The sequence below is a fragment of the Pseudogemmobacter sp. TB195 genome (assembly GCF_058313095.1).
Genome location: NZ_JBZEGG010000005.1, coordinates 53449 through 80056, shown reverse-complemented (window position 1 = coordinate 80056; position 26608 = coordinate 53449). Strand labels below are relative to the sequence as shown.

Annotated in this window: 21 protein-coding genes and 1 pseudogene; 17 read left to right on the top strand and 5 right to left on the bottom strand. The window is 63.5% G+C overall.

Features of this window, described 5'->3' with window-relative positions:
* From AC4FS3_RS07205 to AC4FS3_RS07175, 7 genes are read left to right on the top strand one after another with little or no spacing between them, the layout of a single operon-like run.
* Positions 1–2073 carry a hydantoinase/oxoprolinase family protein gene (locus AC4FS3_RS07205; RefSeq protein WP_491019960.1) on the top strand — a complete coding sequence of 691 codons (2073 nt, stop codon included), beginning with the start codon at positions 1–3 and terminating at the stop codon, positions 2071–2073.
* Positions 2074–2102: 29 nt separating this feature from the next.
* On the top strand, positions 2103–3305 hold the full coding sequence (locus tag AC4FS3_RS07200; protein ID WP_491019959.1) for an ABC transporter substrate-binding protein: 1203 nt from the start codon (positions 2103–2105) through the stop codon (positions 3303–3305).
* Positions 3306–3328: 23 nt separating this feature from the next.
* The gene (locus tag AC4FS3_RS07195; protein WP_491019958.1) at positions 3329–4069 is read left to right on the top strand and encodes an ABC transporter ATP-binding protein; all 741 of its coding nucleotides are present in this window, start codon (positions 3329–3331) and stop codon (positions 4067–4069) included.
* A complete protein-coding gene (locus AC4FS3_RS07190; protein ID WP_491019957.1) occupies positions 4062–4766 on the top strand; it encodes an ABC transporter ATP-binding protein in 705 nt (234 codons plus the stop codon). The genes AC4FS3_RS07195 and AC4FS3_RS07190 overlap by 8 nt, the downstream gene beginning before the upstream one ends.
* Positions 4763–5674, top strand: coding sequence for a branched-chain amino acid ABC transporter permease (locus AC4FS3_RS07185; RefSeq protein ID WP_491019956.1), 912 nt, complete (start codon positions 4763–4765; stop codon positions 5672–5674). The genes AC4FS3_RS07190 and AC4FS3_RS07185 overlap by 4 nt, the downstream gene beginning before the upstream one ends.
* Before the next feature lie 3 nt (positions 5675–5677).
* Positions 5678–6697, top strand: coding sequence for a branched-chain amino acid ABC transporter permease (locus AC4FS3_RS07180; RefSeq protein WP_491019955.1), 1020 nt, complete (start codon positions 5678–5680; stop codon positions 6695–6697).
* A 12-nt stretch (positions 6698–6709) separates the two neighbouring features.
* A complete protein-coding gene (locus AC4FS3_RS07175) occupies positions 6710–8041 on the top strand; it encodes an NtaA/DmoA family FMN-dependent monooxygenase (protein WP_491019954.1) in 1332 nt (443 codons plus the stop codon).
* A 122-nt stretch (positions 8042–8163) separates the two neighbouring features.
* Here AC4FS3_RS07175 and AC4FS3_RS07170 read toward each other — a convergent pair whose 3' ends face one another.
* Complete coding sequence (locus AC4FS3_RS07170; protein ID WP_491019953.1) at positions 8164–8556, bottom strand: VanZ family protein; 393 nt, start codon at positions 8554–8556, stop codon at positions 8164–8166.
* A 277-nt stretch (positions 8557–8833) separates the two neighbouring features.
* On the opposite strand from AC4FS3_RS07170, the gene AC4FS3_RS07165 reads away from it, so the two are divergent.
* Together AC4FS3_RS07165 and AC4FS3_RS07160 are read left to right on the top strand one after the other, a co-directional pair.
* The gene (locus AC4FS3_RS07165; RefSeq protein ID WP_491019952.1) at positions 8834–10063 is read left to right on the top strand and encodes an efflux RND transporter periplasmic adaptor subunit; all 1230 of its coding nucleotides are present in this window, start codon (positions 8834–8836) and stop codon (positions 10061–10063) included.
* Between the two features lie 4 nt (positions 10064–10067).
* Positions 10068–13154 (top strand): efflux RND transporter permease subunit, encoded by a 3087-nt coding sequence (locus AC4FS3_RS07160; RefSeq protein WP_491019951.1) that lies wholly within the window; start codon positions 10068–10070, stop codon positions 13152–13154.
* Between the two features lie 487 nt (positions 13155–13641).
* Here AC4FS3_RS07160 and AC4FS3_RS07155 read toward each other — a convergent pair.
* Together AC4FS3_RS07155 and AC4FS3_RS07150 are read right to left on the bottom strand one after the other, a co-directional pair.
* A pseudogene (locus AC4FS3_RS07155) lies at positions 13642–13851 on the bottom strand (IS3 family transposase); the annotation flags it as partial.
* Between the two features lie 107 nt (positions 13852–13958).
* Positions 13959–14201: a transposase gene (locus AC4FS3_RS07150; protein ID WP_491019950.1), complete on the bottom strand. Its 243-nt coding sequence runs from the start codon at positions 14199–14201 to the stop codon at positions 13959–13961.
* Positions 14202–14403: 202 nt separating this feature from the next.
* Here AC4FS3_RS07150 and AC4FS3_RS07145 point away from each other — a divergent pair, with 202 nt between their 5' ends.
* The 8 genes from AC4FS3_RS07145 (at position 14404) to AC4FS3_RS07110 (ending at position 24085) form a co-directional block, all read left to right on the top strand.
* Positions 14404–15309, top strand: coding sequence for an isocitrate lyase/PEP mutase family protein (locus AC4FS3_RS07145; RefSeq protein WP_491019949.1), 906 nt, complete (start codon positions 14404–14406; stop codon positions 15307–15309).
* Between the two features lie 34 nt (positions 15310–15343).
* A complete protein-coding gene (locus AC4FS3_RS07140; protein ID WP_491019948.1) occupies positions 15344–15976 on the top strand; it encodes a GntR family transcriptional regulator in 633 nt (210 codons plus the stop codon).
* 240 nt (positions 15977–16216) lie between these two features.
* Positions 16217–17452, top strand: coding sequence for an FAD-dependent oxidoreductase (locus AC4FS3_RS07135; protein WP_491019947.1), 1236 nt, complete (start codon positions 16217–16219; stop codon positions 17450–17452).
* Positions 17449–18189: a maleate cis-trans isomerase family protein gene (locus AC4FS3_RS07130; protein ID WP_491019946.1), complete on the top strand. Its 741-nt coding sequence runs from the start codon at positions 17449–17451 to the stop codon at positions 18187–18189. The genes AC4FS3_RS07135 and AC4FS3_RS07130 overlap by 4 nt, the downstream gene beginning before the upstream one ends.
* A 109-nt stretch (positions 18190–18298) precedes the next feature.
* Positions 18299–19072 (top strand): GntR family transcriptional regulator, encoded by a 774-nt coding sequence (locus AC4FS3_RS07125; RefSeq protein ID WP_491019945.1) that lies wholly within the window; start codon positions 18299–18301, stop codon positions 19070–19072.
* A gap of 301 nt (positions 19073–19373) precedes the next feature.
* On the top strand, positions 19374–21995 hold the full coding sequence (gene acnA, locus AC4FS3_RS07120; RefSeq protein ID WP_491019944.1) for an aconitate hydratase AcnA: 2622 nt from the start codon (positions 19374–19376) through the stop codon (positions 21993–21995).
* Positions 21996–22002: 7 nt separating this feature from the next.
* Positions 22003–23370: a dihydroorotase gene (locus tag AC4FS3_RS07115; protein WP_491019943.1), complete on the top strand. Its 1368-nt coding sequence runs from the start codon at positions 22003–22005 to the stop codon at positions 23368–23370.
* A gap of 1 nt (position 23371) precedes the next feature.
* Positions 23372–24085, top strand: a complete 714-nt coding sequence (locus AC4FS3_RS07110; protein WP_283179310.1) for an isochorismatase family protein — start codon at positions 23372–23374, stop codon at positions 24083–24085.
* A gap of 84 nt (positions 24086–24169) precedes the next feature.
* Here the strand turns inward: AC4FS3_RS07110 and AC4FS3_RS07105 are convergent, their stop codons facing one another.
* Positions 24170–25477 (bottom strand): aspartate aminotransferase family protein, encoded by a 1308-nt coding sequence (locus AC4FS3_RS07105; protein WP_491019942.1) that lies wholly within the window; start codon positions 25475–25477, stop codon positions 24170–24172.
* Entirely contained in the window at positions 25478–26593 is a 1116-nt protein-coding gene (locus tag AC4FS3_RS07100) for an ABC transporter ATP-binding protein (protein ID WP_491019941.1), read from the bottom strand.
* Positions 26594–26608: the final 15 nt, after the last annotated feature.

Genomic DNA, 26608 nt, shown 5'->3' with positions numbered 1-26608 from the left:
ATGAGCTTCCGCATCTGCATTGATATCGGTGGAACCTTCACCGATGCCGTTGTGCTGCAGCAGGGTGGCCTGCCGCGCATCTTCAAGGCCTCTTCGACACCGCCGGCATTTCAGCATGGCTTCATGGCGGCGCTGGAACTGGCGGCGCAATCCTATCAGCTGTCGCTGGAGGATTTCCTGTCCAGGACCGAAAGCATCGTGCATGGCACCACCGTTTCGACCAATGCCCTGGTCGAGAACAAGGTCGGCCGTGCGGGGCTTTTGGTGACAGCTGGCCATCCCGATATTCTTCTGCTGCGCGAGGGCCCGCGCAAGCGGACCTTTGACTGGTCCGTGCCCTATCCCGATGCCTTCATCCCGCCGCATCTGACGCAGGAGATCGGCGGACGGATCGATGCCAGGGGCCGCGAGCACCAGCCGCTGGCCGAAGAGGATGTGCATCAGGCCATTGCCCGTTTCCGCGCCCTTGGTGTCGAGGCGGTGGCGGTCAGTCTGCTCTGGTCGGTGGTGAATGGCAGCCATGAACGCCGGATCCGTGAGATCTTTGCCGCGGAATGGCCGGAAGTGCCGGTCACCCTTGGCCATGAGCTGAACCCGATCCAGCGCGAATATCGCCGCACCATCGCCACGGCCTTCAATGCCGCGCTCCTGCCCGTGGTCCGCTCTTATGTCGAAGGGCTGGAGACGGCCCTGCGCGCGGCGGGCTACCGCCGTGAACTGCTGATCGCCAATTGCGTCGGCGGCATGATGCCCGCGCGGGTGATCGCCGAAAAGCCGATCTTCAGCACCATGTCCGGCCCGACGCTGGCACCGATTGCCGCGCGCCGCCTTCTGCCGGGGGCGGATCTGATCATCGCCGATATGGGCGGCACCACGCTGGATGTCTCGGTGGTCCGGGATGGCCAGCTGATCATCACCCCCGAGGCCCTGATCGGCTTTGACATGCTGGGCGTGCCGAAAATCGACGTGCGCTCGATCGGCGCCGGGGGCGGCAGCATCGCCTGGGTTGATCCGGGCGGGCTCCTGCGGGTCGGGCCGCAAAGCGCGGGGGCGGCACCCGGGCCGGCCTGTTATGGCCGGGGCGGCACTTTGCCGACCGTGACCGACGCCAATGTGGTACTTGGGGTCATTGATCCCGATAATTTCCTTGGCGGCCGGATGAAGCTGGACCGCAAAGCCGCCGAAGCCGCCGTCGGTTCGATTGCCGGGGCCCTGGGCATCGGGCTGCACGAAGCGGCCTGGGCGATCTGCACCACCTGCAATCATAATATGGTTGGCGCGATCCAGAATATCACCATCAATGAGGGGATCGACCCGCGCGAGAGCGTGCTGGTCTCGGGCGGCGGCGCAACCGCCTGCCATATCGCCGAAATGGCCGAGGTATTGGGTATCCACAGTATCCTGGTGCCAAAGCTGACCGCCGGGCTCAGCGCCTTTGGCGGCCTCGTCTCGGATCTGCGCTTTAATGAGACCGGCACCGGCCAGACCTCATCGGCGGGCTTCGATCTTGCAAAGGTGAACGATCTGCTGTCGGCCCTGCGGCGACAGGCGCTTGCCGGGCTGAAAGAGGCCGAAACAAGCGTCGGGCGGATCGATCTCGAATATGCGTTTCTCGGGCGCTACAAATACCAGTCCTGGGAAATCGAGGTGCATTTCTCCCCCGAAAACGGGGTGCTCACCGAGGCGGATATTCCTGCGCTCATCCACAGTTTCCACGAAACGCATGAGCGGATCTACGGGGTGCGCGAAGAGGCGGATATCGTTGAATTCACCACCTGGAAGGTCGCGGCCCTCGGGCGCAACCCTCTGAACGAGGTCGATCTGAACCAGACCGGCACGCCAGGTGAAGCGGGTGGCAACACCGGACCCACGGGCTCGCGCGAGGTCTGGTCGCCTGCCCATCGCAGTCTGCGCCGCGTGGCGGTCTATGACGGCAACCGGCTTCGACCCGGCGACCGGATCCCCGGCCCGGGCATCATCGAGGAAAGCACCACCACGCTTCTTTTGCTGCCGCAAACGGTGGCAGAGGTCAGGCCTGGCGGTGACTACCTCGTCACAACCGAGACAGCCTGAAACAGGCCACAACCCCCAAGGAGAATAAATTGTCTGTACATATCAAAAGGTTGCTTGCCTCGTCGGCCGCAGCCACGCTCTCGCTCATGCCTTTGGCAGCCCAGGCTGACGACAGCAGCGTCGTCATCGGGGCGGCCATTGCCGAAAGCGGCTGGATGGCCCCCTATGATGAGGGCCCCTATAACGCCGTGAAACTCGCCGTTGAAAAGATCAATGCGAATGGCGGCCTGCTTGGCAAGACGCTGGTGCTGGAAAAGGCCGATACCAAGACCGAAGTCGCCGGAGCCGCCCAGGCCGGGGCGCAGCTTCTGGATGCCGGTGCCCAGGTTCTGATCATCTCCTGCGATTTCGACATGGGCGCACCGACGGCGCTGGTTGCAAACCAGAAAGGCGTGATCTCCTTCTCGACCTGCGGCGCGGATGCCAAGCTCGGCAATCATGCGATCGGCCGCTATGTCTTTTCCCTCGCCAGCGAGGCCGAGGCCAATGGCAGCCTGCTCGCCAGCTGGTCGGTGCATAAACAGGGCTGGAAAACCGCCTATCTGCTGACCGACAGCAGCTTTGAATATACCAAGAGCCTCGGGCGTGGATTTGAGGCAGGCTGGGCCGCCGAGGCGGGCGAAGGCACGCTGATCGGCAGCGATACCTTCCGCAATGACGATGCCTCTTTCTCGGCGCAGATCACCCGCATCAAGGCGCTGCCCGAGCAACCCGATGTCATCGCCCTTGCAGGCGTCACGCCCGGCTTCCCGGCCATCGTGCGCCAGTTCCGCGCGGCGGGCATCACTGCGCCCTTCGTCACCGGGACCAATGCGGATGGCGACGGCTGGCGCGATTCCGTTCCGGCGGAAAATCTGAGCGACTTCTATTACTTCTCCTATTCCTCGGCGCGCGGCGATGACCCGCGCCCGGAAATCGGTGCCTTCAACGCTGATTTCCTGGCCGCGACAGGCGAGCGTCCGCAGACCGGTCAGGCTGTCACCGGCGATTCAGCCGTCACCGCCTGGGCACGGGCCGTCGAACGGGCCGGCACCTTCGAGTCTGACGCAGTTCTGGCCGAGCTGGAAAAGTTCCGGGATGAGCCGCTGCTGGCCGGGCTGACCACCTTCACCGCCGATCTGCATATCACTGCGGGCCGTCCGATGCTGGCCGTCGGCTATACCAATGGTGAACCCGCAGCCATCGGCTATTACAGCCCCGCCAAACGCGATTACATCCAATGGTGGGACTAAGCCCCGAAACGGCGCCGTCCCCGGTGACAAAGCTCGTCGGAACCGGCCTATCGGTCGGTTTCGGCGGCATCAAAGCGCTGAGTTCCGTCGATATCAGCCTGGATCAGGGCGGTATTCTGGGGGTGATCGGCCCGAATGGTGCGGGCAAGACCACGCTTGTGAACGTTCTGACCGGCTTTCAGCGGCCCGATCGGGGGGATGTGCTGGTCAATGGTCAGAACATCACCAGGGGCGGCCCGCGCGGCGCGGTCCGGGCCGGGGTGGTGCGCAGCTTTCAGGCCGCGCGGCTTTTCCATGACCTGACGGTCGCTGAAAACGTCGAGGTCGCGCTCTGCGCGGCCGGGCGCAGCCGCAGAGCAGCCGGGCCTGCCGCGCGGGAGCTGCTGGACTGGATGGACCTTGGTCACCGGGCAAATCTGCGCGCCGGAGACCTTTCTTTCGGAGAAGAGCGTCTTGTCGGCATTGCGCGGACGCTTGGCTCGCAGCCGCGTTTCCTGCTGCTGGATGAACCCGCCGCCGGACTGAATGAGGTGGAATGCGCCGCCCTTTCCGGGCGAATCCGCGCGATCCCTGCCCGCTTTGGCTGCGGGCTGCTGCTGATCGAACATAATATGGATGTGGTCCTTGCGACCTGTCCGCAGCTGGTGGTGCTGGACCGGGGCCATAAGATCGCTGACGGCCCCGCCGACCTTGTCCGCCGGGATGAAACCGTGATCGCCGCCTATCTGGGAGTTGGTCATGAGGGGGGCGGGGAAGATGCTTGAACTCAGCGATCTGCGGGTCAGTTACGGCCGGATCGAGGCCCTGCGCGGTATAAGCCTGACGGCGGCAGCCGGACAGGTGACCTGCCTTGTCGGCCCGAACGGGGCGGGAAAATCCTCGGCCATGCTGGCGGTCGCCGGCGCGTTGCGCCAGGTGAGCGGTTCCATCCGGTTTGAAGGCGAAGAGATCCTCGGCCTGCGCGCCGATCTCGTCGCGCGGCGCGGCCTTTCGCTGGTGCCCGAGGGGCGCGGCGTCTTTTCCACGCTCAGCGTGACGGAAAACCTCGGGCTTGGGCTGCGCCCGGGCCAGAAGCTCGACGATGCCATCGCCGAGGCGGTTGCGCAGTTTCCCGCGCTGGAGACCCGCCTTGCCACACCGGCAGGCAGGCTTTCGGGGGGCGAGCAACAACAGCTGGTCATCGCCCGCGCCCTGCTGACCCGGCCCAGGCTTTTGCTGGTGGATGAACCCTCGCTGGGTCTCTCACCAAAAATGACAGCGCTGGTGCTGGGCGCGATCCGGGGGCTGAAAGCGCGCGGTGTCGCGGCGCTGGTCGTCGAGCAAAGCGCCGAACGCGCGCTCAGCATCGCGGATCATATCTGCGTCCTGCGAAACGGGCGCATCACCTTTTCCGCCCCGCGCGCGGAGATCCTCTCAGCCGAAAGCCTGCACCAGGCCTATTTCGGGGAAGCCGCATTATGAGCCTCATGCAATATGTGATTGATGCCCTTTCGCTTGGCGGGCTTTATGCGCTGGTGGCGCTTGGTGTGGCGCTGATCTTTGGCGTGATGCGGCTGATCAATTTCGCCAGTGGCGATTACATCACCTGGGCCGCCTATGCGCTGGTGGTGCCATCGGCGGCCCAGGTGGCAACGCCGTTTATCGGCACCTGGCCGGCACCGCTTCTCATCCTCGCGGTAATCGCACTGATCGTGCTGCTGGCGCTTGCGACGGAATGGCTGGCCTTCCGCCCATTGCGCAATGCCGAGCCCGCGACGCTGCTGATCTCCTCTTTCGCGGTAAGCTATGCCTTGCAGAACCTGATCCTGCTGGTGCATGGCGGGCGGCCGAAATCGATCAATCTCTGGCCGGAACTGATGGCCCCGGCGCGCTTTGCCGGGGGGCAGGCTCCGATCATCGATCTGGTGACCATCGCCACCTGTTTTTCCGCGCTGGCAGCGGTGGCGCTGTTTCTGAAGCGCACCCGTTTCGGCGCCGAGATGCGGGCCGCATCGGAAAACTTTCTTATGGCGCAATTGCTGGGCATCCGGGCGGACCGGGTGATCGGCACGGCTTTCGCAATCGGCGGCGCTCTGACGGCGCTGACGGCCCTGCTGCTTGTCGTGAAGACAGGTACCCTGGATTACCGGATGGGCGTTCCGATCACGCTGATGGGCTTTATGGCCACGGTGATCGGCGGCATGGGGGGCCTGCTGGGCCCGGTTCTGGCCGGTTTCCTGATCGGGATCGCCACCACCGCCCTCCAGGCCTTTCTGCCCGATCACCTGCGCGAGGCGCGCGACGCCTTCGTCTTCGGCTTTGCCCTCATCCTGCTGGTGATTGCGCCAGGCGGGCTGATCCGCGCCAAATCCCATATTGAGAGGGTCTGACCCATGGCCGCACGTCCCGCCTTCCGCTTTGCCACTGCGGTCAACCTGTCACTGGCCATCGGACTGATCTGGGTTCTGGGCCAGAGCTTTGGCCCGCCCGCGCTGAACCGCTTCCTGACCGAGATGTTCATCTATGTCGTCGCGGTGGTCGGCCTGCAGATCTTCATCGGCAATTCGGGGATCGTTTCATTCGGGCATTCCGCTTTCATGCTGATCGCGGCCTATGCCTCGGCCTGGCAGACCTGCTGCCCGGGGCTGAAACCGGTCTACCTTCCCGGACTGCCGGACTTTCTTTTGCAAAACACGGTGCCTTTGCTGCCCGCAACCCTGATCGCGGCCAGCCTTGCGGCCCTTGTCGCGGCGCTGATCGGGCTGATCCTGATGCGGCTGAGCGGTATCGGGGCCTCTATCGCGCTCTTTGCGTTCCTTGCGATGATGCGCGCGATCTATGAGAGCTGGACCAGCTGGACGGCCGGGGCCAGCACGCTGATCGGCCTGCCGCTTGACGTCTCAGCGGGCACTGCCGCCGCCTGGGCTGTGGTGACAGTGGCCGCAGCGGTGCTGTTTCGCGAAAGCCGCTATGGCCTGATGCTGCGCGCCTCACAGGATGACCTGATCGCGGCCCGGGCCTCGGGCGTACCGGTTCTGCTGCTGCGCATCCTCTCGCTTTCGCTGAGCGCGTTCTTTGTCGGGGTCGGCGGCGTGCTGCTTGGCCATTTCCTTGGCGCGCTTTCGGTGCGGACCTTCTGGCTGGATCTCACATTCCTGATGCTGGCCATGCTGATCTTTGGTGGCCGCGCCAGCGTGACCGGCGCTGTGCTGGGTGCGGTGCTGATCCGCAGCATCATCTCAGGCTTTCGGGTCCTGGAATCCGGCGTCACGCTTGGAGAAAGCCGGTTCAGCCTCCCCTCCGGCAGCCAGGAACTGCTTCTTGCCATAATCATTCTTGTTGTTCTGACCCGGCGTCCAGGCGGCCTGACCCGGAGCAGAGAACTGACCTGGCCGCTCAGAGCGCCACGCTGACAGGAGAACACCATGGGCAAACCCCAGATCCATCTCGCCGCTTTTCTGATTGCAGGTCCCGTGGCCCACAGCCATGCGCTCTGGAGACATCCCGAAACCAGGGGCAGTTTCCTGGATCCCGCGCTCTACACAGCAACGGCCCATGCGCTGGAAGAAGGTCTTTTTGACTTCCTGTTCTTCGCGGATCGCCTGGCGGTCTCGGAGCAGCTGACAGAGGGACGCGAGACCAGTTTTCGCTATGGGGCCCAGGATGCTGCGCGTCTGGATCCGGTGCCGATGCTGTCCTATCTTGCCGCACAGACCAGCAGGATCGGCCTCGGTGGCACCCGCTCGACCACTTATTTCGAGCCGAACCATGTTGCACGTTCCTTCGCGACGCTCGACCATATCTCGAAGGGTCGGGCTGCCTGGAATATCGTCACCTCAATGAATGACAGCGAGGGCCGGATTTTCGGGGCGGATCAGCATCTGGCCCATGATCTGCGCTATGACCGCGCCGATGAATTTGTCGAGGCCACGCTGGCATTGTGGAAGAGCTGGGCTCCGGATGCACTTATCCATGACAAAGAGGCCGGGATTTTCGCCGATCCGTCCCGTATCCGCCCGGTATCCTATGAAGGAAAATGGATCAGGGTAAATGGCACGCTGAACATTCCGCCAGGGCCGCAGGGTCACCCGGTGATCATCCAGGCAGGCTCCTCCGGCCGCGGTCGGCGCTTTGGTGCCCGCTGGGCCGAGGTGATTTTCACGATCCACCGGCAGCCGGAAGAAATGCGCCGGTTCCGCAAATCCGTGCATGAAGAGATGCGACTGGCCGGGCGTCAGCCAGAGGACTGCAAGATCCTCACGGCGGTGATGCCCTTTATCGGCGCGACCCGGGCCGAGGCAGAGGACAAGCTGCGCTTTCACAACAGCCTCGCGAGGCCCGAACTTGGCCTTGTCACCCTTTCGGGGCAGCTGAATTTCGACCTTGGGCCCTATCCGCTGGACCTGACGGTTGCGGCCCTGCTGGAGCGCCCGGAGGTGCCAGCCTATGTCCGTGAAAAGCTGCCTTCGATCCATGCCCCGTATGAGACCCTGGGTGACATTGGCCGGATCTGGGCCGCGAGCATCCGGGTCCCACAGATTGCTGACACCGGCGCGGAAATCGCTGCCAGGTTAGCTGAGCTGTTCGAGAGCGGCTGCTGCGACGGGTTTGTGGTAACCCCGGCTTTTCTTCCTGGAAGCTTTTCAGACTTCGCGAGGGAAGTCGTGCCGCATCTCCAGGCGCGGGGGATCTATCGCGACGCATATACCGGGACGACCCTTCGGGAGCATCTTAATCAGACCAGACCGGCCAATTGATCGTCAGGATCAGCGGGTGCAGGTTTTAGGCGCCCCATTCAATGGCGGCCTGGATCCACTCGGCTCTGCCCGGGGTGGGGCCAGGGATCCGGCCCAGATCGTCCAGCCGGAAGCCCCCTGGGTCAGCGGCTATCGGCGGCCTGGTTTACGGCCGTGTCGCCGGTGCCGCGCTGGAGGCGCTGAATAGCCTGGTGGACGATCAGCCCCGTGAGGCTGCCTGCCGCCACGCCGAGACTGTCGGCCACGAAATCCGCAAGCTCGCGCGCGCGCCCGACCAGCGGCTGGATCAGCTCGATCAGCCCGCCATAGGCCACCAGGATCAGAGCGACCGGCAGGACCCAGCCCGGCCGCAGCAGGGTGACAACAAGAGCAACAAGGGCAAAGGCCCCAAAATGCTGCATTTTGTCAGAACCAGGCATCTGTGGCAGTGCCCCGCCAGGCATCAGGGTGCCGATACCGATGGCAATAAGCAGCAAAGCCGCGATGATCAGGGTCAGGAGGGATCTGGAAGACATCAGCCATTTATCCGGGCCAGGGGGAGAGAAGTCCACCTCAGGAGGCGTGGTTCACGGCGGATTTACCATCCAGGGGCGAAGTTCCGCTGGCGAGAGAGGAAAAGTCACGAAACAGTGCCATAAGTTCAGGCAGATCAGCGCCATGGGCCTTTATCAGAGCCTTGTCGCGACATAAACGCCGGAAAATTCTGCGGCTGACGTGTCAGTCCATGGGTCCGGCTGCGGATCCGTACCATAACAACAGCCGAACAGGCAGCTACAGGCCGGAGACTTCCCGATGCGAACCCAATTGCGATCCACCGGAGCCCGGCCCTTTCGCTTTTCTCCCGCCCGCAATCTCCTGGCTGCCATGCTGGTTCTCTTGCCGGCCGGCCTGTTGGTGCCGCTGCCGCTCCTGCGCCCCGCGCTGGCACAGGAGGCCCCGTCTCCGCCCCCCAAGGCCGGATATGTCGTGCTGGAACGGGCCTCGGTGCCGGTGCAGCAGCTGCTGACCGGGCGGGCGGTGGCGCGCAGCGCGACGCAGCTCCGGCCAAGGGTCGGGGGCGAGATCACCGCGATCCTCTATACCCCGGGGGCGCAGGTCGAGGCCGGGACCCCGCTTTTCACCATTGACCCGCTGACCTATCGTGCCGCGCTGGCCTCGGCAGAGGCGAGCCTAGCGCGGGCCTCGGCGGATCTGAAGGCGGCCGAAACCAGCTATGGCCGGGTCTCTGCCCTGCGCGGCTCATCAGCCAGCCAGGCGGCGCTGGATATTGCCGAAACCGACCTTCTGAAAGCCCAGGCCGGGCTGGCCGAGGCGGAATCCGGCGTGGATCTGGCCCGCGCCCAGCTGGACTGGACGACGATCCGGGCACCGATCACCGGGATTGTCGGTGTGGCCCAGGTCTCGGTCGGGGATCTGGTGACCCAGGGTCAGGCCCAGGCGCTGGCCGAAATCGTCCAGGTCGATCCGGTGTTGGTCGATCTGTCGGAACCCTATCAGACGCGGCTTGCCATCGAGGCCCGGGCCGAAAGAGGCGAGATCGAGCTGATCACACCCGAACTGGTCCTGGTTCTCGATGGCGGGCGGCGGATCGCGGGCCAGGCGGCGCTGATTTCTTCGGCGGCGACAGTGTCCTCCTCGACCGGCACCCGCACGCTCAGGTTCGAGGTTCTCAATCCGGGCGGCATGATCGCGCCGGGCATGTTCCTCCAGGCCGAGCTGACGCTGGCGCGGCAGCAGGCGATCCTTGTGCCGCAGCGTGCCACACAGCGCGAACGCGACGGGCGGCTTTCGGCCTGGATCGCTGTGGATGGCAAAGTCGCCAAACGCTACCTGACCGAAACCGGCACCTGGGAGGCGGCCTGGATCGTACAGGCCGGGCTGGAACCGGGCGACTGGCTGCTGCTTGACGGGATCAACACCATGCGTGAGGGGCGCGAGATCACCCCCGTCCCGGTGACCATAGATGCGCAAGGGGTGGTGCGCGACCTTGCGCCCGCCACCGAAGGCGGCGCGGGGAACTGATCTGATGGCACAGTTTTTCATCACTCGCCCGGTCTTCGCCTGGGTTCTCGCGATCATCACCATGCTGTTCGGCAGCTGGTCGCTCTGGAACCTGCCCATCGAGCAATATCCCGATATCGCGCCGATCCGTATCAGTGTGACCGCGACCTATCCCGGCGCCTCAGCCGAGGCGACCGAGAATTCCGTCACCTCGGTGATCGAAGATGCGATGACCGGGCTCGACGGACTCTTGTTCATGACCTCAAGCTCTTCGGCCAGCGGTCGCAGCCGGGTCGAACTGGTTTTCAACGACACGGTGACGGCGGATCAGGCGCAGAACCAGGTGCAGAACAAGGTCGCGCTGGCGGAATCCGGTCTGCCACTGGTCGTGCGCGAACGCGGCACCGAAGTTCAGCGCGCCGGGGAAAGCTCGCTGATGGTGGGGGCGCTGGTCTCGCGCGACAACCGCTATTCGACGCTGCAACTGGGCGATCTGACGACGCAGATGGTCGAGGACGCAGTGCTCCGGGTCGACGGGGTCGGATCGATCGACAGTTTCTCATCGGGCTTTGCGATGCGGGTCTGGCTGGACCCGATGAAGATGGCCGAATTCCAGATCACCCCCGGCGATGTCACCGCCGCGATTGCCGATCAGAATTCCACCGTCTCGGTCGGAGCGCTTGGCGCGGATCCGGCGGTGCCGGGGCAACAGCTGACCGTGGCGCTCTCGTCGCAGACCCAGCTTACCGGGGTCGATCAGTTCGCGCAGATCCGGCTCAGGGTCGAAGAAGGCGGCGGTGAAGTGCTGCTGGGCGATGTTGCCACAATCGAGATCGGCCAGACGAGCTATGGCCGTTCGGCGCTTTTCAACGGCGCCAATGCCGCCGGCTTTTCGGTGACGCTGGCCACGGGGGCGAATGCCGTCGAGACCGCGAAACGGGTGCGCGAGACGCTTTCTGGCCTGCAAAGCGCCCTGCCCGAAGGGGTCGAGGTTGCCTATCCGTTCGACACCTCGCCCTTTATTGAGGAATCGATCCAGACCGTCTGGAAAACGCTGGCCGAAGCGGTGGCGCTTGTGTTCTTCGTCATCCTGATCTTCCTGCAAAGCTGGCGCGCAACCATCATCCCGGTGATCGCCATTCCGGTGGTGCTTCTGGGCACCTTCGGGGTGCTCTCGGGGCTTGGCTATTCGATCAACACGCTGACCATGTTCGCCATGGTGCTGGCGATCGGTCTTCTGGTCGATGACGCGATCGTGGTGGTCGAGAATGTCGAAAGCCAGCTGGAGCAGGAGCCGGGGCTGGATCCGGTCAGCGCCACGCGCCGGTCGATGGGGCAGATTTCATCAGCGCTGGTCGGGATCGTGTTGGTCCTGTCTTCGGTCTTTCTGCCGATGGCCTTCATGACGGGTTCGACCGGGGTGATCTACCGGCAGTTTTCGATCACGATCATTTCGGCCATGGTCCTGTCGCTGGCAGTGGCCCTGATCCTGTCTCCCACAATGTGTGCGGCACTTCTGAAGCCGCGCGCGCATGACGGCGGCAACTGGTTTGCCCGCCAGTTCAACCGCGGAATGGCCAAAGTGACGCGCGGCTATGGCCATGCCGCCGGGCTGGCCATGCGCTGGCCCTTTCTTGTCCTGCTTGTGCTTTGCGCGATCAGCTGGGGCTCGTTCCAGCTGTTTCGCCAGCTGCCGTCGTCTTTTGTCCCGCAAGAAGATCAGGGCGTGATGATGGTGCAGCTGCGCCTTGTCGAAGGCTCGACCACCTCGCAGACCCGTGCCGTGACCGAAGAAGTCGTTGACTGGCTGATGGAGGAAGAAGGCGCGACCGTTGACACCGTGATGACCGCGCTTGGCTTTACCTGGGGCGGAGGCGGGCCGAATACCGCCATGCTTTATATCAGGCTGAAACCTTTTGCCGATCGCCCCGGCCTGTCTGCGTCCCGGCTGGAGCGCGTCGCCAATGCCCATTTCAACGGCCATCGCGCCGGCAATATAACCTTCTCCCAGCCACCGGCGATCCAGGGGGTCGGCAGTTCCGCCGGTATTTCCTTCTATCTGATCGACCAGGCAGGTCAGGGCCAGGCCGCAATGGAAGAGGCCGCAATGCTTCTGGCCACGCGCGCCCAGGAGGCCGGTATCGCCTCGGGCTTTCGCGGCCATGAGCCGAGCCGGCGCCCCGCTTTGCGCCTCGATGTCGACCAAAGCCGTGCCCGGGCAATGGGGCTCACGGTGTCCGAGGTGAATGCCATGCTCTCGGTGATCTTCTCGGGCCGGGAGGTGAACGATTTCGAACTCGGGGCCGAGCTGCGACCGGTGATCGTCCAGGGGGCCGCCGAATGGCGGATGCAGCCCGAAGACGTGACTGTCTGGCATGCAAGGAACCGCGCCGGCGAGATGGTGCCCTTTGCCAGTTTCATGACCCAGACCTGGTCCGAAAACTCCCCCACGCTGAACCGCTATGGCGGCACACGGGCGATCTCGGTCTCTGCCAATCCGGGTGAGGGAATTTCGACCGGCGCGGCGATGGCGGGGCTCGAGGCCCTGCTGGAAGATATTCCCGGCTACAGCATCGCCTGGACCGGCCTTTCCTATCAGGAGCGGCTTTCGGGCAACCAGGCGCCGATCCTCTTCGCCATGTCGGCACTCGTGGTGTTCCTGTCGCTGGCGGCCCTTTATGAAAGCTGGTCGGTCCCGTTCTCGGTGATGCTGGCGGTGCCGGTGGGCATTCTTGGCGCGCTTGTTGCGGCCTGGGGGTTCGGGCAGTCGAACGATGTCTATTTCAAAGTGGGTCTCTTAACGACCATCGGCCTTGCCGCGCGCAACGCGATCCTGATCGTCGAATTCGCCGAGGCGCGACGAAAACAGGGGATGGAGCTGCTGGCTGCCACCCGTTCCGCCGCCGAAGCCCGGCTGCGGCCGATTCTGATGACCTCTTTCGCCTTTGCCCTGGGTGTCCTGCCCCTGGCGCTCGCCTCCGGGGCAGGTGCGGCAGCGCAGCATGCCATTGGAATCGGGGTATTGGGCGGTATGGTCGCCTCAACGGTGATCGCCCTCTTCATGGTCCCCGCGCTTTACGTGCTGGTGCTGCGGCTGAGTGGTCGCACGTAATGGCCCCTGGATTTACAGGGTCCTTACCCGGTTTTTTCCACGTAAGGGGGACAGGATTGTCCGCCGGCAGCCCCATGGAACAGTCTGGCGTGATTGCGCAGTGGAGCGCTTCTGGCTCATCCAGAGCCGGATGAAGTTGAGAAGATGGTGAAGAAAGCCGTCACGATGAAAGCGCCAGCCGGGCAGGTTGTGAAGAACATCCGGCCCGCAGCGCGCAGTCATCACCATACCTGGCAGGCACAAGATGCAGGTCACGGCGCAGGAAGGACCCCTCTCTGTAGAGCCGCGGAGGCAGCTTCCTGACCTCGCAGACAATGTTCGGGCCTTCCGCCCGGGATTTAGGATCTCGTCTTAAGGACGGTAAGGGCGGCAACCTGGCCGACCCTGTATTTGCTATAGCAAAGGCCACTTCCCGACGGCGGAACCCGCCTGGGCATCTGTTCTTAAGGCGCCCCTTCGCTCGAATGCCCCGTGATCTGACGCCTGAAACCGCGTTTCCTTCCCGAGCCGGGATGTTGTCACTGACCATTGTCAGAGGCCTGGCACGCACCTCGAACAGCGTGGCCAGTTCCCGCGCCACCCTGGCTCCGGACAGGGAGGCGTCGGCGATCAGGGCGACGCATTTCCGCCTGCAGTCATCGGCCAGGGTGATGACCCGGAAGCGGCGGCCATCGGTCAGCTGGTCCGAGACAAAATCGAGCGACCAGATCTGGTCCGGCATGAGCGACAGCGCCATCGGTGCCCGTGTGCCGATCACCCGACATGCCCGACGGTCGCCCATCCCGTGGCCCGCCAGCATCCGCTTCAGACGGGCATTCCGTTCGTCGGGAAAACGATCCCCCGGATCGTTTCCTGATCCTCCTCCACCTCTGGCCCCTTCAGCCGCTTCGTCTCGCTGACATCCATACCGGCATACCTGGCCTTCCCCTTGCAGAGGGTCGAATCGCTGACGCCCTGCTTGCGGCACAGCCCGGCTATAGAAACCCCGGCCTCGTGCTCCTTCAGCATGCGGATAATCTGATCTTCGGTGAACCTGCTGCGCGTCATCTCGGGCCCTTTCGGTTCGGCCAGAGCCGAGGTCAGACTGGATCAGCCACAGGGGGCAACGTCACCTCATGGTCATCACAAAAGGCGTCACAAAAACACATGGGCCAGGCATAAGGCGGTGGCCAGCATTCAAAGTGTTGACAGTTTCTTCCTCCTCCACAATCTTGCCACCCAACGAACTCGATCACGGTAAGGGAAGAAAATGATCACTAAGGCGCGTGTTTTCAGGGAGCTTCTGAAGTCAGAGCCCGTTCTCGTCTCTCCGGGCGTCTTCGATGGATATTCCGCAAAGCTGGTCGAGCAGATGGGCTACAAGACCGCCTGCACCACCGGCGCGGGCCTCGCCAATGCGCGGCTCGGTGTGCCTGATACGGGCATCATGAGCCTGACGGACAATCTCGAAGCGGTCCGCATTCTGGCGCGCTCGATCTCGATCCCGCTGATGGCCGATGCCGATACGGGCTATGGAAACCCGGTCACTGTCTTCCATGTCACGAAGCTTTTCGAGGAAGCCGGCGTTGTCGGCATCAACATCGAAGATCAGGTCAGCCCCAAGCGATGCGGCCATATGGCAGGCAAGGATGTGATCGATGCGCGCGAGATGGCCCGCAAGATCGAGGCCGCCTGCAATGCCCGCAGGGATGATGATTTCGTTATCCTCGCCCGCACGGATGCGATTGCCGTCGAGGGGCTGGATGAGGCGATCCGCCGGGCGCAGCTTTATGTAAAGGCGGGGGCGGATCTGATCTTTGCCGATGCGATCAAGGGAGAGGACCAGATCCGCCGCCTGGTCGAATCGGTGGATGTGCCGGTCTCGGTCAATATGGGCTTTGGCCTCCGTTCGCGCCCGACGACGCCGCTGATTCCGGTGGCGCGGCTGGCAGAGCTTGGGGTGAAGCGGGTCACCCTGCCCCGGATGCTGCCTGCGGCGGCCGTGCTGGCGATGCGGCGGGCGCTGGTGGCGATGAAGGAATCGCTCGACAGCTTTGAGCCGACAGAACGACCGGACCTCCTCACCGATATCGATGATTTGTGGGATCTGATGGGCGAGAATGATGTCGCCGGTCTGGAAGCGCGCTATATGGACCTTGACGGGGTCACATACTGACCGCGAACCGGATCACAAGCCGGACTGGGGCCTTATGACAGAGCCAGAACCGAAAGCAGCGGCGCTTGGCGACCGGGTGTTTCATGCTCTTCTGGAGCAGATCCATTCCGGCGCCATTCCTCCCGGCACCGAAATCCGCGAGGCACGGATTGCGGCCGAGATGGGCGTCAGCCGCGGCCCGGTGCGGGAGGCGGTGCGCCGCCTTCAGGGCCTTGAACTGATCACCCGCGAATCCTGGCAAAGGGCGCGGGTGGTTCGGCTGTCGCGTGCGGCGATGATTGATCTCTTTCAGCTGCGCGAAGCGCTGGAAGGATGCGCCGCCCGGCTTGCGGCGGAACGGATGCAGCCTTCCTCTGCACAGGCGCTGCTCGCGCAGTTTGAGCCGCTGATTGATGGCCCGGATCTGGATTTTCATGAGCTGGTCGCAGTTTCCAGCGGCAATGAGCGGCTGGTGCGGACGCTTTGCGGCGATCTTTATCACCTGCTCAAGCTCTATCGCCGCCAATCCGGCGCGGTGCCCGAGCGCAAATCCCAGGCCGCTGATGAGCATCGCGCCATCGCCGCTGCAATTGCCGCCGGAGAAGGGGATCAGGCCGAAGCCCTGATGCGCGCCCATATCCGCCTGGCGCTGGATCAGCTGCGCGCATTGCCGGAAGGCGGCGCCTGAGGCCTGTTTCATTTCGGATTTCTTCTGCGCCGCAAACGGCACCTGTCCTGTTCGTTGCAGCCACCTGCCGGAACAGCGTTCAGACGTGCGGCGGCAATATCTGCCCACCGCGCAATGGCCTGATGTGAGACATCACACCGCATCAAATGTATCTTGTATGAGACATAAAGCTATGCGATAGAACTTTCCGGAGCCCAGGCTGTCCGTTTGCCCGCAACCACAAGACTGAGGAGAGTTCGGATGGCCGATGCTGCACGAGTAACGGTAATCGGAGCCGGGCCGGTAGGGCTGGCGATTGCGGTCGTGCTCAGCCGCCGCGGCACAGATTGTCTTCTGCTCGAAAAGCGCGACGGCCTCAGCACCGTGTCAAAAGCGTCGACCTTCCACCCGCCGACGCTGGAAATCTTTGGAAACTTCGGGGTTCTCGGGCCAATGCTCGAGAAGGGGCGCAAGGCGACCCATATCCAGTATCGCGATCCCGACGGTGTGTTTGCCGAATTCGACCACGCGCTGCTGGAGGCCGACACCCCCTATCCTTTCCGCCTGCATCTGGAGCAATCGGCGATCACGCCACTGATGGCGGATATCGTGCGCGGCTCGGGCCATGGCGAGATCCGCTTCGGTGCAGAGCTGCAAAGTCTTGAAACGCTGGAAGACGGGGTGCGCGTCGGCTGGTCTGATGCGGATGGCGCCGTTCATCATCATGACTGTGACTTCGTGGTGGGGGCCGATGGCGCCAGCAGCACGGTGCGCGATCTTCTGGGTCTGGAGCTGGAGGGTATCCACTATCCGGGCCGGGTGCTGCGGCTTGTCAGCACCGACCCGATTGAAGACTACCTCCCCGGGATCGGTCAGATCAGCTATGTTTTCGACCGTGACAACCGCTCGGTCAGCCTCTTGCAAATGCCCGATTGCTGGCGGCTCATCATCCGCCTGCCAGCCGGGTTTGACGAGGATGAAGTGGTCAGACCGGAATGGTATATGGCAGAGTTGCACCATTTCCTGCCGATGCTGCCCGAGCGTCTGACCCTACGCAGCCATGATATCTATGGCGCGCGGAAGATGCTGGCCTCCAGCCATGGCAATGACCGGGTTTTCCTGATTGGCGATGCGCTGCATCTGACCAATACACGCGGTGGCATGAATATGAATTGCGGCATCCATGATGCCTGGGTGCTGGGCCATGCGATTGCCGATGCGCTGGATAGCGGCCAGCCGGGGCTTGCCGAAGCGGCAGCGATTGCGAGGCGCCGCGTCGCGGAAGAAGAACTGCTGCCCCGCACCGACCGCAATGTCGCGGGCGGCCCAGGATGGCTAGACGAAGTGCGCCGCCGTGCTGCCAGCCCGGAAAACGCGCGGGAAATGCTGGTGCGAACCACCATGCTCGACATGGCACCACCGCGTGACGCCCAAAACCTTCAGCCGGACACCCGGATGACACCCGCACAGACCATCCAGCCGGAGACCGCAAAATGACCGTCGCAGCCGATCTTCTCGCCCCCGCCGCCCGTGTTGGCGTGATGGTGCCCCCCGCCAATCCGACGGTTGAACCCGAGCTGCGCTTCCTGCTTCCCGAAACCGTCGGCCTGCATGTGACCCGCTTTCCCGTGCGCCCCGGCACGACGCTCGAAGAGCGCAACCAGGCCTATCTTGACCAGTATCCGCAGCGTCTGGGCGATTTCGGCTCGATCACGCTGGGCGCGACAGCCATTGGCCTGACCGGCCCGTCTTACCGGCTGTTGCCCGAGGGCGATATCGCGCAATGTGACCGCCTTTCGGCCCAGGCAGGTCATCCGGTCGCGACGGCCAGCCTCGCGATCCTGCGCGCACTTGAGGCCCTGAAGGCAAAGCGGATCGCCCTGGTCTCGCCTTATCCTGCCTGGCTCACGGAAAATGCCACCGCCTTCTGGACGGCCTTTGGCTGCGAGGTGACCCAGATTGTCCCGATCTCGGAAGAGTTCCGCGCTTACGAGCTGACGACAGATGAGGTCGCGGCCGCCCTTGGCCGGGTGGATCACAGCGGCGCGGATGCCGTGGTGATGAGCGGCACCGGCATGATCACCGTGCCCGCCGGGCTTGCGGTCGCTGACAGCGGCCTGCCTTTCCTGTCCTCCAACCTCTGCACCGCATGGTGGTTGCTGAAGACGCTGAATATCGCGCCGGGTGAAAACATGAAGCGCGCCGCCCCCGAGCTTGCGCAAACCATTGGCTGAACGGCCACACCAGACTGGACGCAAGCCCCTGTGCGGCCTATAGCTTCTGGCAACGCGGTGCAGGATCCACAGTAAAGCAATGATGACACAAGCCCGACAAAGCAGGGATTTGCAGGACATCATTCCGCTGTATTTCCGGATCTTCCTGGTGCTGGATCAGCAGATTCGCGCCGGAACCTGGGGCGAGGGCGAGGTCATGCCCTCCGAACAGGAGCTTGCAGCTGAATATGGCGTCTCGCGGGTGACGGTGCGCAAGACAATGGCCCTTCTCGAAGAGGCCAGTCTGATCACCCGCCATCGCGGGCGCGGTACCTTTGTCAATCCGGAGGTGCTGGACCGTGGCCCCGGAGACGGCATCAGCGGCTTCAAAGACAATATTCGGGAGTTTGAGGAAACCACGGCGGTTGAACTGCATGAATTCGCCAAAGTGGATATTCCGAATGATCTGGCCCGGGAAACCGGTCAGGCGCTGAACGGTCCCGCGCTCAGGATCCGGCGCACCCGTCGCCGCGGCGAGGTGCCGTTTTCACATTCCGTCGTCTATGTTTTCCCGCCGGAATCGGACCTTCTTTCCGAAGAATCGCTTGGAAACCGCACGGTGGTTGCAGCGCTGGAAGAACAGGGTTTTGTCTTTTCCCATGCCGAACAACGCCTGACTGCCGTTGCCGCCGATCCGGAGCTGGCCAGCCATCTTGGCATGGCCCCCGGCGCGCCGCTGATCTGTATGCGCCGCACCGTTTTCGACAGTACCGGGCGCCTCGTGGAATTTCTGCGGATCTTCTACAATCCCGAGCTGTTTGAATACCGGGTAAGCCTTTCGCGCGAACAGGGCGAAAGCCAGACGCCGCAATGGGTCCGGCGTGGCCAGGACTTCGCATCCTGACGGGCTCTTCTGCTTCTTCCTGACATTCCGCGAATTTCCGGTCTCAGCGGCGCCCGGTAGTCCTGCCCTTGCGCCAGGCCGCACCGTCACATGCGAAACCGAACAGATGTGCCAGGCCCCCAGACAGGGGCCTGCTCGTTGCCAGACGGTGTGCCCGGCTTCTTCCCCTGTGATCCGGATGCAGCATACCAGATGTCGCGCCCTTCTCTTTGGCCATATTTGTTTTATTGTATTCTTTATAATACAACTTTCTTGACAGTTTTCGCGATCTGCACCAGAATGGCGTCAGGAGAGCAGAGGCATGAGCATTACCCAGATTTCCGAGGACCGCGCCGATGGGCGACAGGCCTCTGTTGCAGCAGAACTGGCGAGGCTCGTCGCCACACGAACCGCACCGCTGCCCTATTCATTGCGGATCGTCCTTGAGAACCTGATCCGCAACAGCCCGACCGACGAGCGTGCCCTGATCCTTGAGGTCGCCGCCTGGAGACCGGGGGCCCCGGGTCTTGTGGTGCCTCTGGCGGTCGACCGGGTGGTGCTGCCCGATTCCAGCGGCTTGCCGGTGCTGATGGACTTCGCCGCCTTACGCGACGCGCTGTTGCGCGAGGGTGGCGACCCGGCCCGCGCCGAGCCGCAGATCCAGTGCGACCTTGTGGTGGATCATTCGCTGATCGTCGATCAGGCCGGGCATCCGGGCGCGATGCAGCACAATCTGAAGATGGAATTTCGCCGCAATGCCGAGCGCTACACGGTCTTTCGCTGGGCGCAGCAGGCCTTTGAAAAGCTGCGGGTGATCCCGCCCGGCATGGGCATCATCCACCAGGTGCATCTGGAACATCTCGCCCGCGTCGTCACGGCGGACGGGCATCCGGAATTCGTGCTGGGCTGCGATTCCCACACCCCGATGATCAATGCCCTCGGCGTGCTTGGCTGGGGCGTTGGCGGTATTGATGCCGAGGCCGCCCTTGTGGGCGAACGTTACCGCGTCACCATCCCGCGTGTCACCGGCGTGAGGCTGACCGGCGCATTGAGGCCGGGTGTCACCACGACCGACCTGGTTCTGACCCTGACGCAGCGCCTTCGCGCGTTGAATGTCGTAGGGGCCTTTGTCGAATTTACCGGCCAGGGGCTTGATCACCTCGCGGTCCCGGAACGCGCGACCCTGTGCAATATGGCGCCGGAATATGGGGCGACCTGCGGCTATTTTCCGATCGACCGCCTGACCCTCGACTATCTGCGTCAGACGGGCCGCGACGAGGAGCATATCGCTCAGGTCGAAGCCGTTGCGCGCCGCCTCGGCCTGTTTCGCGACAACGGGGCGCCGGAGCCGGAATTTTCCGACCTGCTTGAGATTGATCTGTCCGAGGTCGAGCCCTCACTTGCCGGACCACGCCGCCCGCAGGACAGGCTGGCCCTGTCGCAGGTCGCGGATGCGTTTCGCGCGGGGCTTTCTCTCCCCGCATCGGCGGGCGGGTTCGAGGCCGGGCCGCATCCCGATCATGGCCGCCTGGCCATTGCGGCGATCACCTCCTGCACCAATACGTCCAACCCGACGCTGATGCTGGGCGCAGGGCTGCTGGCCCGTGCTGCGGTCGCGCGCGGGCTGAGAACCGCAAAAGGCGTGAAGACCTCGATGGCGCCGGGCTCGCGGGTCGCGCTCAGCTACCTCGGCGCGGCCGGGCTGCTCAAACCGCTGGATGAGCTGGGCTTTCATACGGTCGGCTTTGGCTGCACCACCTGTTCCGGCAAATCCGGCCCGATTGACCCCGGCATCCAGCACCAGGTCAGCGCGGAGGGCATGGTCGCCACTGCCGTGCTGTCCGGCAACCGCAATTTTGAAGGCCGCACTCACAAGGCCGTCCAGGCCGCCTATCTCGCCTCGCCGCCGCTGGTTGTGGCCTATGCGCTGGCAGGACGGATCGACATTGACCTGACGCGTGAGCCGCTGGGCCATGATCAGGCGGGCAAGCCGGTTTTTCTCGCCGATATCTGGCCGGGCGAAGAGGAACTGGCGGCGCTCAGTGCAACGGCGCTCCGCCCGGATGATTATCGTCAGAACTACGCAACGATCGCGCAGGGCACCGAGGAATGGCAGGCGCTGGAGACACCGGAGGGCCCGTTCTTCCACTGGGATAAGGCCTCGGCCTATATCTCCCGCCCACCCTTCTTTGACGAGGATTTCCTGGAAACCCGTCGCTCAGTTCCGGACCGTCTCGATGCGGCCCGCGCGCTGGCGGTTTTTAGCGACAGCCTGACCACGGACCATGTGACCCCTTCGGGCGAGATCACCGCAGATACGCTTGCCGGTGAGTATCTGGCCAGCCTGGGCGTGCCGGTCAGCGCCTTCAACGCCTATACGCAGCGGCGCGGCAATCATGAGGTTATGGCGCGGGCGACCTTTGCCAATCCGCGCATCCGCAACCGCCTCGTCCGCCGTCCGGGCGGCTGGACCCGCCACCTGCCCGATGGCGAAGAGATGCCGATCCATACCGCCGCCATGCGCTACCGCGCGGCTTCGGTTCCGGCGATCATCCTCGCCGGGCGCGATTATGGCATGGGGTCCAGCCGCGACTGGGCCGCGAAAGGCCCGGCTTTGCTGGGGGTCTCGCTGGTGATGGCGCGAAATTATGAACGCATTCATCGCTCTAACCTGATCGGCATGGGGATCCTGCCCGCACTGTTCCAGGAGGGCGAGAGCCATGAAAGCCTCGGGCTGAGCGGTGAGGAAAGCTTTGCCATTGACGGCCTTCACGCGGCGATCAGGACCGGAGATGCGATCCGCGTCACCGCCACCGCGCCGGATGGCAGCGAGATCCGCTTCAGCCTGACCGCCGACCTTCACGGTGCCGATGAGCGGGCGCTGCTGGCCGCCGGCGGTATTTTCCCGCGGCTGTTTGACCGCCTGCTTGCCCCTGTCTCCTGAGGTTTCGATGCATTTTGACCTGATCCTGAAAAACGGAACCCTCGTGATCCCCGGCACTGGCCTTGTCGACGCCTCGGTTGGGGTCAGCGGTGGGCGCATTGCCGCGCTGCTGGCGCCGGGCGAGAGCGCGACGGCCGTCCGTGTGATCGACTGCAAGGGAAATCACGTCTTCCCCGGCGTGATCGACCCCCATACCCATATCGGCTTTGGCGCAAAAGAAGCCGACTTCCTGACCGAGAGCCGTTCCGCCGCGCTTGGCGGGGTGACCGGGATGATGACCTTCCACCGCTCGGACGATCTGGCACTGTCGACCGGGCCGTGGCGTGAGGCGGGCGAGGCGCGCTCGATCATCGATTTCGGCTTTCATTTCGGGGTCACCAGCCGCGCCCATGTCGAGACACTGGCAGAGAATGCGGCCCGGTTCGGGGTGACCTCGATCAAGGTCTATCTGATGTATAAGGGCGCCGCCGGGGCCGCCAAAGGCTTTGGCGAGGTCGATGACGCATTGCTGTTCCGCGCGCTGCAGGCCGGGGCAAAGATCCCTGGCGCCGTGGTAGGCGTGCATTGCGAGAATACCGAAGTCATTCCCGTCTTCCGCGAGCCGCTGCGTGACGCCGGGCGCGACGATCTGAGAGCCTGGGATGAACAGAGCCCCGGCTTTCTGGAAACTGAGAATGTCTTCCGCGTCTGCTGGTTTGGTGAGAAAACCGGCTGCCCGGTCAATATCGTGCATATGTCTGCCGGGGAAAGCCTTGAGCTCGTGCGCCGTCTGCGCCGGCCCGACAGGGCACCGATCCATGTCGAGACCTGCGCGCATTACCTCTCGCTCTCGCATGACGATGCCAGCGGAGCCCTGGCCAAGGTGAACCCGCCCCTGCGGTCGCAGGCCGATATCGACGCGCTTTGGGAAGGGGTGCGGCTGGGCGAGATCAGCACCATCGGATCGGACCATGTGCCCCGCAAAGCCGAGACCAAGGACGGCGGCATCTGGACTGCGAGTGCAGGTTTCCCGGGGATCGCGACGCTCTTGCCGGTCTTGCTGGACGAGGGCTGGCACCGGCGCGGCGTCGGTCTGGACGTGCTGGCGGCGGCAACCAGCGCGAATGTGGCGGATCTTTACAATCTGGCGGGCCGGGGCCGTATCGCACCGGGTTACAGCGCCGATTTCGCAATTGTCGATCTGGATGGCGAGACGCTGGTCGATCCGGACCAGCTGGAATCGCATTCCGACTATACGCCCTGGGCCGGGCGCAAACTGAAAGGGGCGGTAACCGCAACCGTCCTGAAAGGCCGGCTGATTGCCGAGGGCGGCAAGGTCCTGCCCGGCATCGAGGCCGGCGGTGATTACATTTTCAGAACTTCAGGGAAAGCGTGAAATGACGGAACGGGTCTGGGATAAATTCCTCACCGAACATGACAAGGAAATCTACCAGCTCGCCGGATATGGCAAGCGCGGCGGATTTGGCAAACGGCCCGCCCTTTTCATCATCGACGTACAGTATAATTTCTGTGGCGACGAACCTGGTGAATCGCAGATTGAGGGTGTGAAAAAATACCGCACCCATTGCGGCCCGGCGGGCTGGGAAGCGGTAAACCGGATCGAGCCGCTGCTGAAGATGGCGCGCGAAAAGAACCTGCCGGTGTTCTATACGCAGTCAGAGCGGCGGCCCGATATGCTCGACAGCGGTGTTCAGGTCGGCAAGAACCACCGTGGTGGCGAAAAGACCTCGACCGAAGGCAGCCATGCGACCCAGACCGTCGCGCCGCTTGCGCCGCAGCCGCAGGATATCCTGATCGGCAAGCGCAAACCTTCGGCCTTTTTCGGCACGCTCTTCATGAGCCACCTGAATTTCCTTGATGTCGATACGCTGATCATGACCGGCTGCACGACATCTGGCTGTCTGCGGGCGACCACGGTTGACGCGTATTCCTACAATTTCAAGGTGATCATACCGGAGGAAACCGCCTTCGACCGTTTCGAGGCGAGCCATGCGATCAACCTCTTCGACATGAATTGCAAATATGCCGATGTGATCCCCACCGCCGAGGTGCTGGACTATATGAAGGGGCTGCCCCGCCGCGAGGTCTGACGGCTCAGCGTCCCGCCCGTAAAACATGAAAGGCGGCCCAGATATGGGCCGCCTTTTTTCCTTGTTTCGCTGAAGGCAGAGCGTTCAGGCACTCCGCCCGGAGGCAAAGGCGATGGCCCTGGTAACAGCCGCTTTGGTGAGGGCAATATCCTCATCCGAATGCGTCGCCGAAAGATAAAGAAGCCCGCGCGAAATGGTCTGCACACCTGCAAGCAACAGCTCGCCACAGAAGGCTGCGGTCGCGGCGCGGTCGATCCGCGGCAGATCGCCAAGGCCAGAGACCTGGTCAATCCCGAGGAAGATTTGCAACGCAGAGCCGGTACGCGCAACCGAAAGTGGCAGGCCCGCCTCGCGGGCGGTGTCGCGGATATGGGCCTCAAGATCCGCGCCCTGCGCTTCCATGCGCGGGAATATCTCATCCTCGCGCGCGATCAGTTCGCGGATACAGGCCACAGCGGCCGCAACCGACACCGGATTGCCATTGAAGGTGCCACGATGCAGCATCCGGCCAGAGGCCACCGGCTCCATCGCAGCGCGGCTGCCGGCGACAGCGCTGATCGGGAACCCCGCCCCCATCGCCTTGCCGATCACCGAGAGATCAGGCGTCACACCTACCAAAGCCTGCGCGCCGCCGGTCCCGAGCCGGTACCCCGAAATCACCTCGTCGAAAATCAGCGCCACGCCCTTTTCGCGCGTCAGGTCGCGCAGCCCCTCAAGGTAGCCGGCCGGCGGCATGAAACAGCCGCCATTGATCGCAACAGGCTCAAGAATAACGGCGGCGAATGTGTCATCCAGCACCGCGCGCAGCTGGTCCAGATCGCCCCAGTCCAGCACCGTGACCGAAGCCGCCGCAGCCGGGTCCTGGCCCAGCGTATCCGGCCCGTCATTGCCCGGCATACCCGCAATCTGGATCGTATCGAACCAGCCATGATAATTGCCGCGAAACTTCACGATCCGGGTGCGCCCGGTCGCAGCGCGGGCAATCCTCAGCGCCAGCTGGATCGCCTCGGAACCCGAGCTGGCAAAGGCGCTGACTTCAGCCGAGGGGAGCGTCTGTGCGATCAGCTCACCCAGCTCCGCCTCGCCCTGGTGGATGGTCGCGGTCCTGAGCCCGAGATCAAGCGAAGACTTTACCGCCCCGATCACCCCTTGCGGACTGTGCCCGAGGATCAGCGGCCCATAGCCAAGCGCGTAATCAATGAAACGCGCACCGGAAATATCCCACAGATGCGCGCCTTCGGCGCGGGCCGCCACCAGTGGCGCCGGCAACTGGCGCCCTCTCGGGGTCGAGGAGCAGCCAAAGGCAACAGTTTTCAGCGCGCGGGCGCGGTGTTCACGGGCAGCGGTTACAAAAGCGGGCTCTGCCATGGTCACCTCGTTTCGAATATTCATTTACCGCACCTTCTCATCTGTCGCGAAAGTCAGCGCACGAATGGCTTTCCAGCTGATTGCAACGTCATCACCCGCTGCCGGACGTTTCTTGCCAAGACCACGCGGCACATAGGCGGTCATCGGGCCAATCCCTGCGACCTCCATCACCGCGCGGAAATGGTCGCCATGGTAAATCACATCGCGGATATGGGCGGCGAAGCGGTTCGGGGCGCCCTCTTCCGCCCCAAGCCGGATATGTTCTGGGCGCACCAGCACCTGCACATCCGCGCCGTCCGACTGGGATCCGGTCGCAGTGGTCAGGATTTCGGTGCCTGCCGCTGTCCGCACCGTCACGGTAGCAGCATCTCTGCCGCTGACCTTGCCGGTGATGACATTATTCTCGCCCATGAACCGGGCGACAAAAGCGGTCTGGGGCCGGTCATAGACCTCATCCGGCGGGCCGATATGCTGAATGCGGCCCTCATTGAAGATCGCGACCCGGTCCGACATTGTCAGCGCCTCGGACTGGTCATGCGTCACGTAAAGCATGGTGAGGCCCAGCTTTTCATGCAGCTCGCGGATCTCAAGCTGCATATGTTCGCGCAGTTGCTTGTCAAGCGCGCCCAGCGGCTCATCCAGCAAAACCATCTTCGGCTCGAAGACCAGCGCGCGCGCGAGGGCGACCCTTTGCTGCTGGCCGCCCGAAAGCTGCACCGGACGACGATCCGCCACCTTGTCGAGCCGGATCATATCCAGCGCCCGGTTCACCCGCGCTTCGATCTCATGCTTTGCGAATTTGTGCATCCGGAGTGGAAAGGCCAGGTTCTGCGCCACGGTCATATGCGGAAACAGCGCATAATTCTGGAAGACCATGCCGAAATTGCGGGCATAGGTCGGGGTTTCGTTGATGCGCTTGCCGTCAAAGATCACTTCGCCCGAGGACGGTTTCTCAAAGCCCGCAAGCATCATCAGGGTGGTGGTCTTGCCCGATCCCGAAGGGCCGAGCAGCGTCAGAAACTCGCCTTCGGCAATGTCGAGATTCAGGTGATCGACCACCTGGACAGAGCCGTCATAGCTCTTGCACACATCACGGAAACGGACGAACGGCTGAGAGGGGTCTTGGGAAGACATAGGCATTTCCTGACGGCTGTG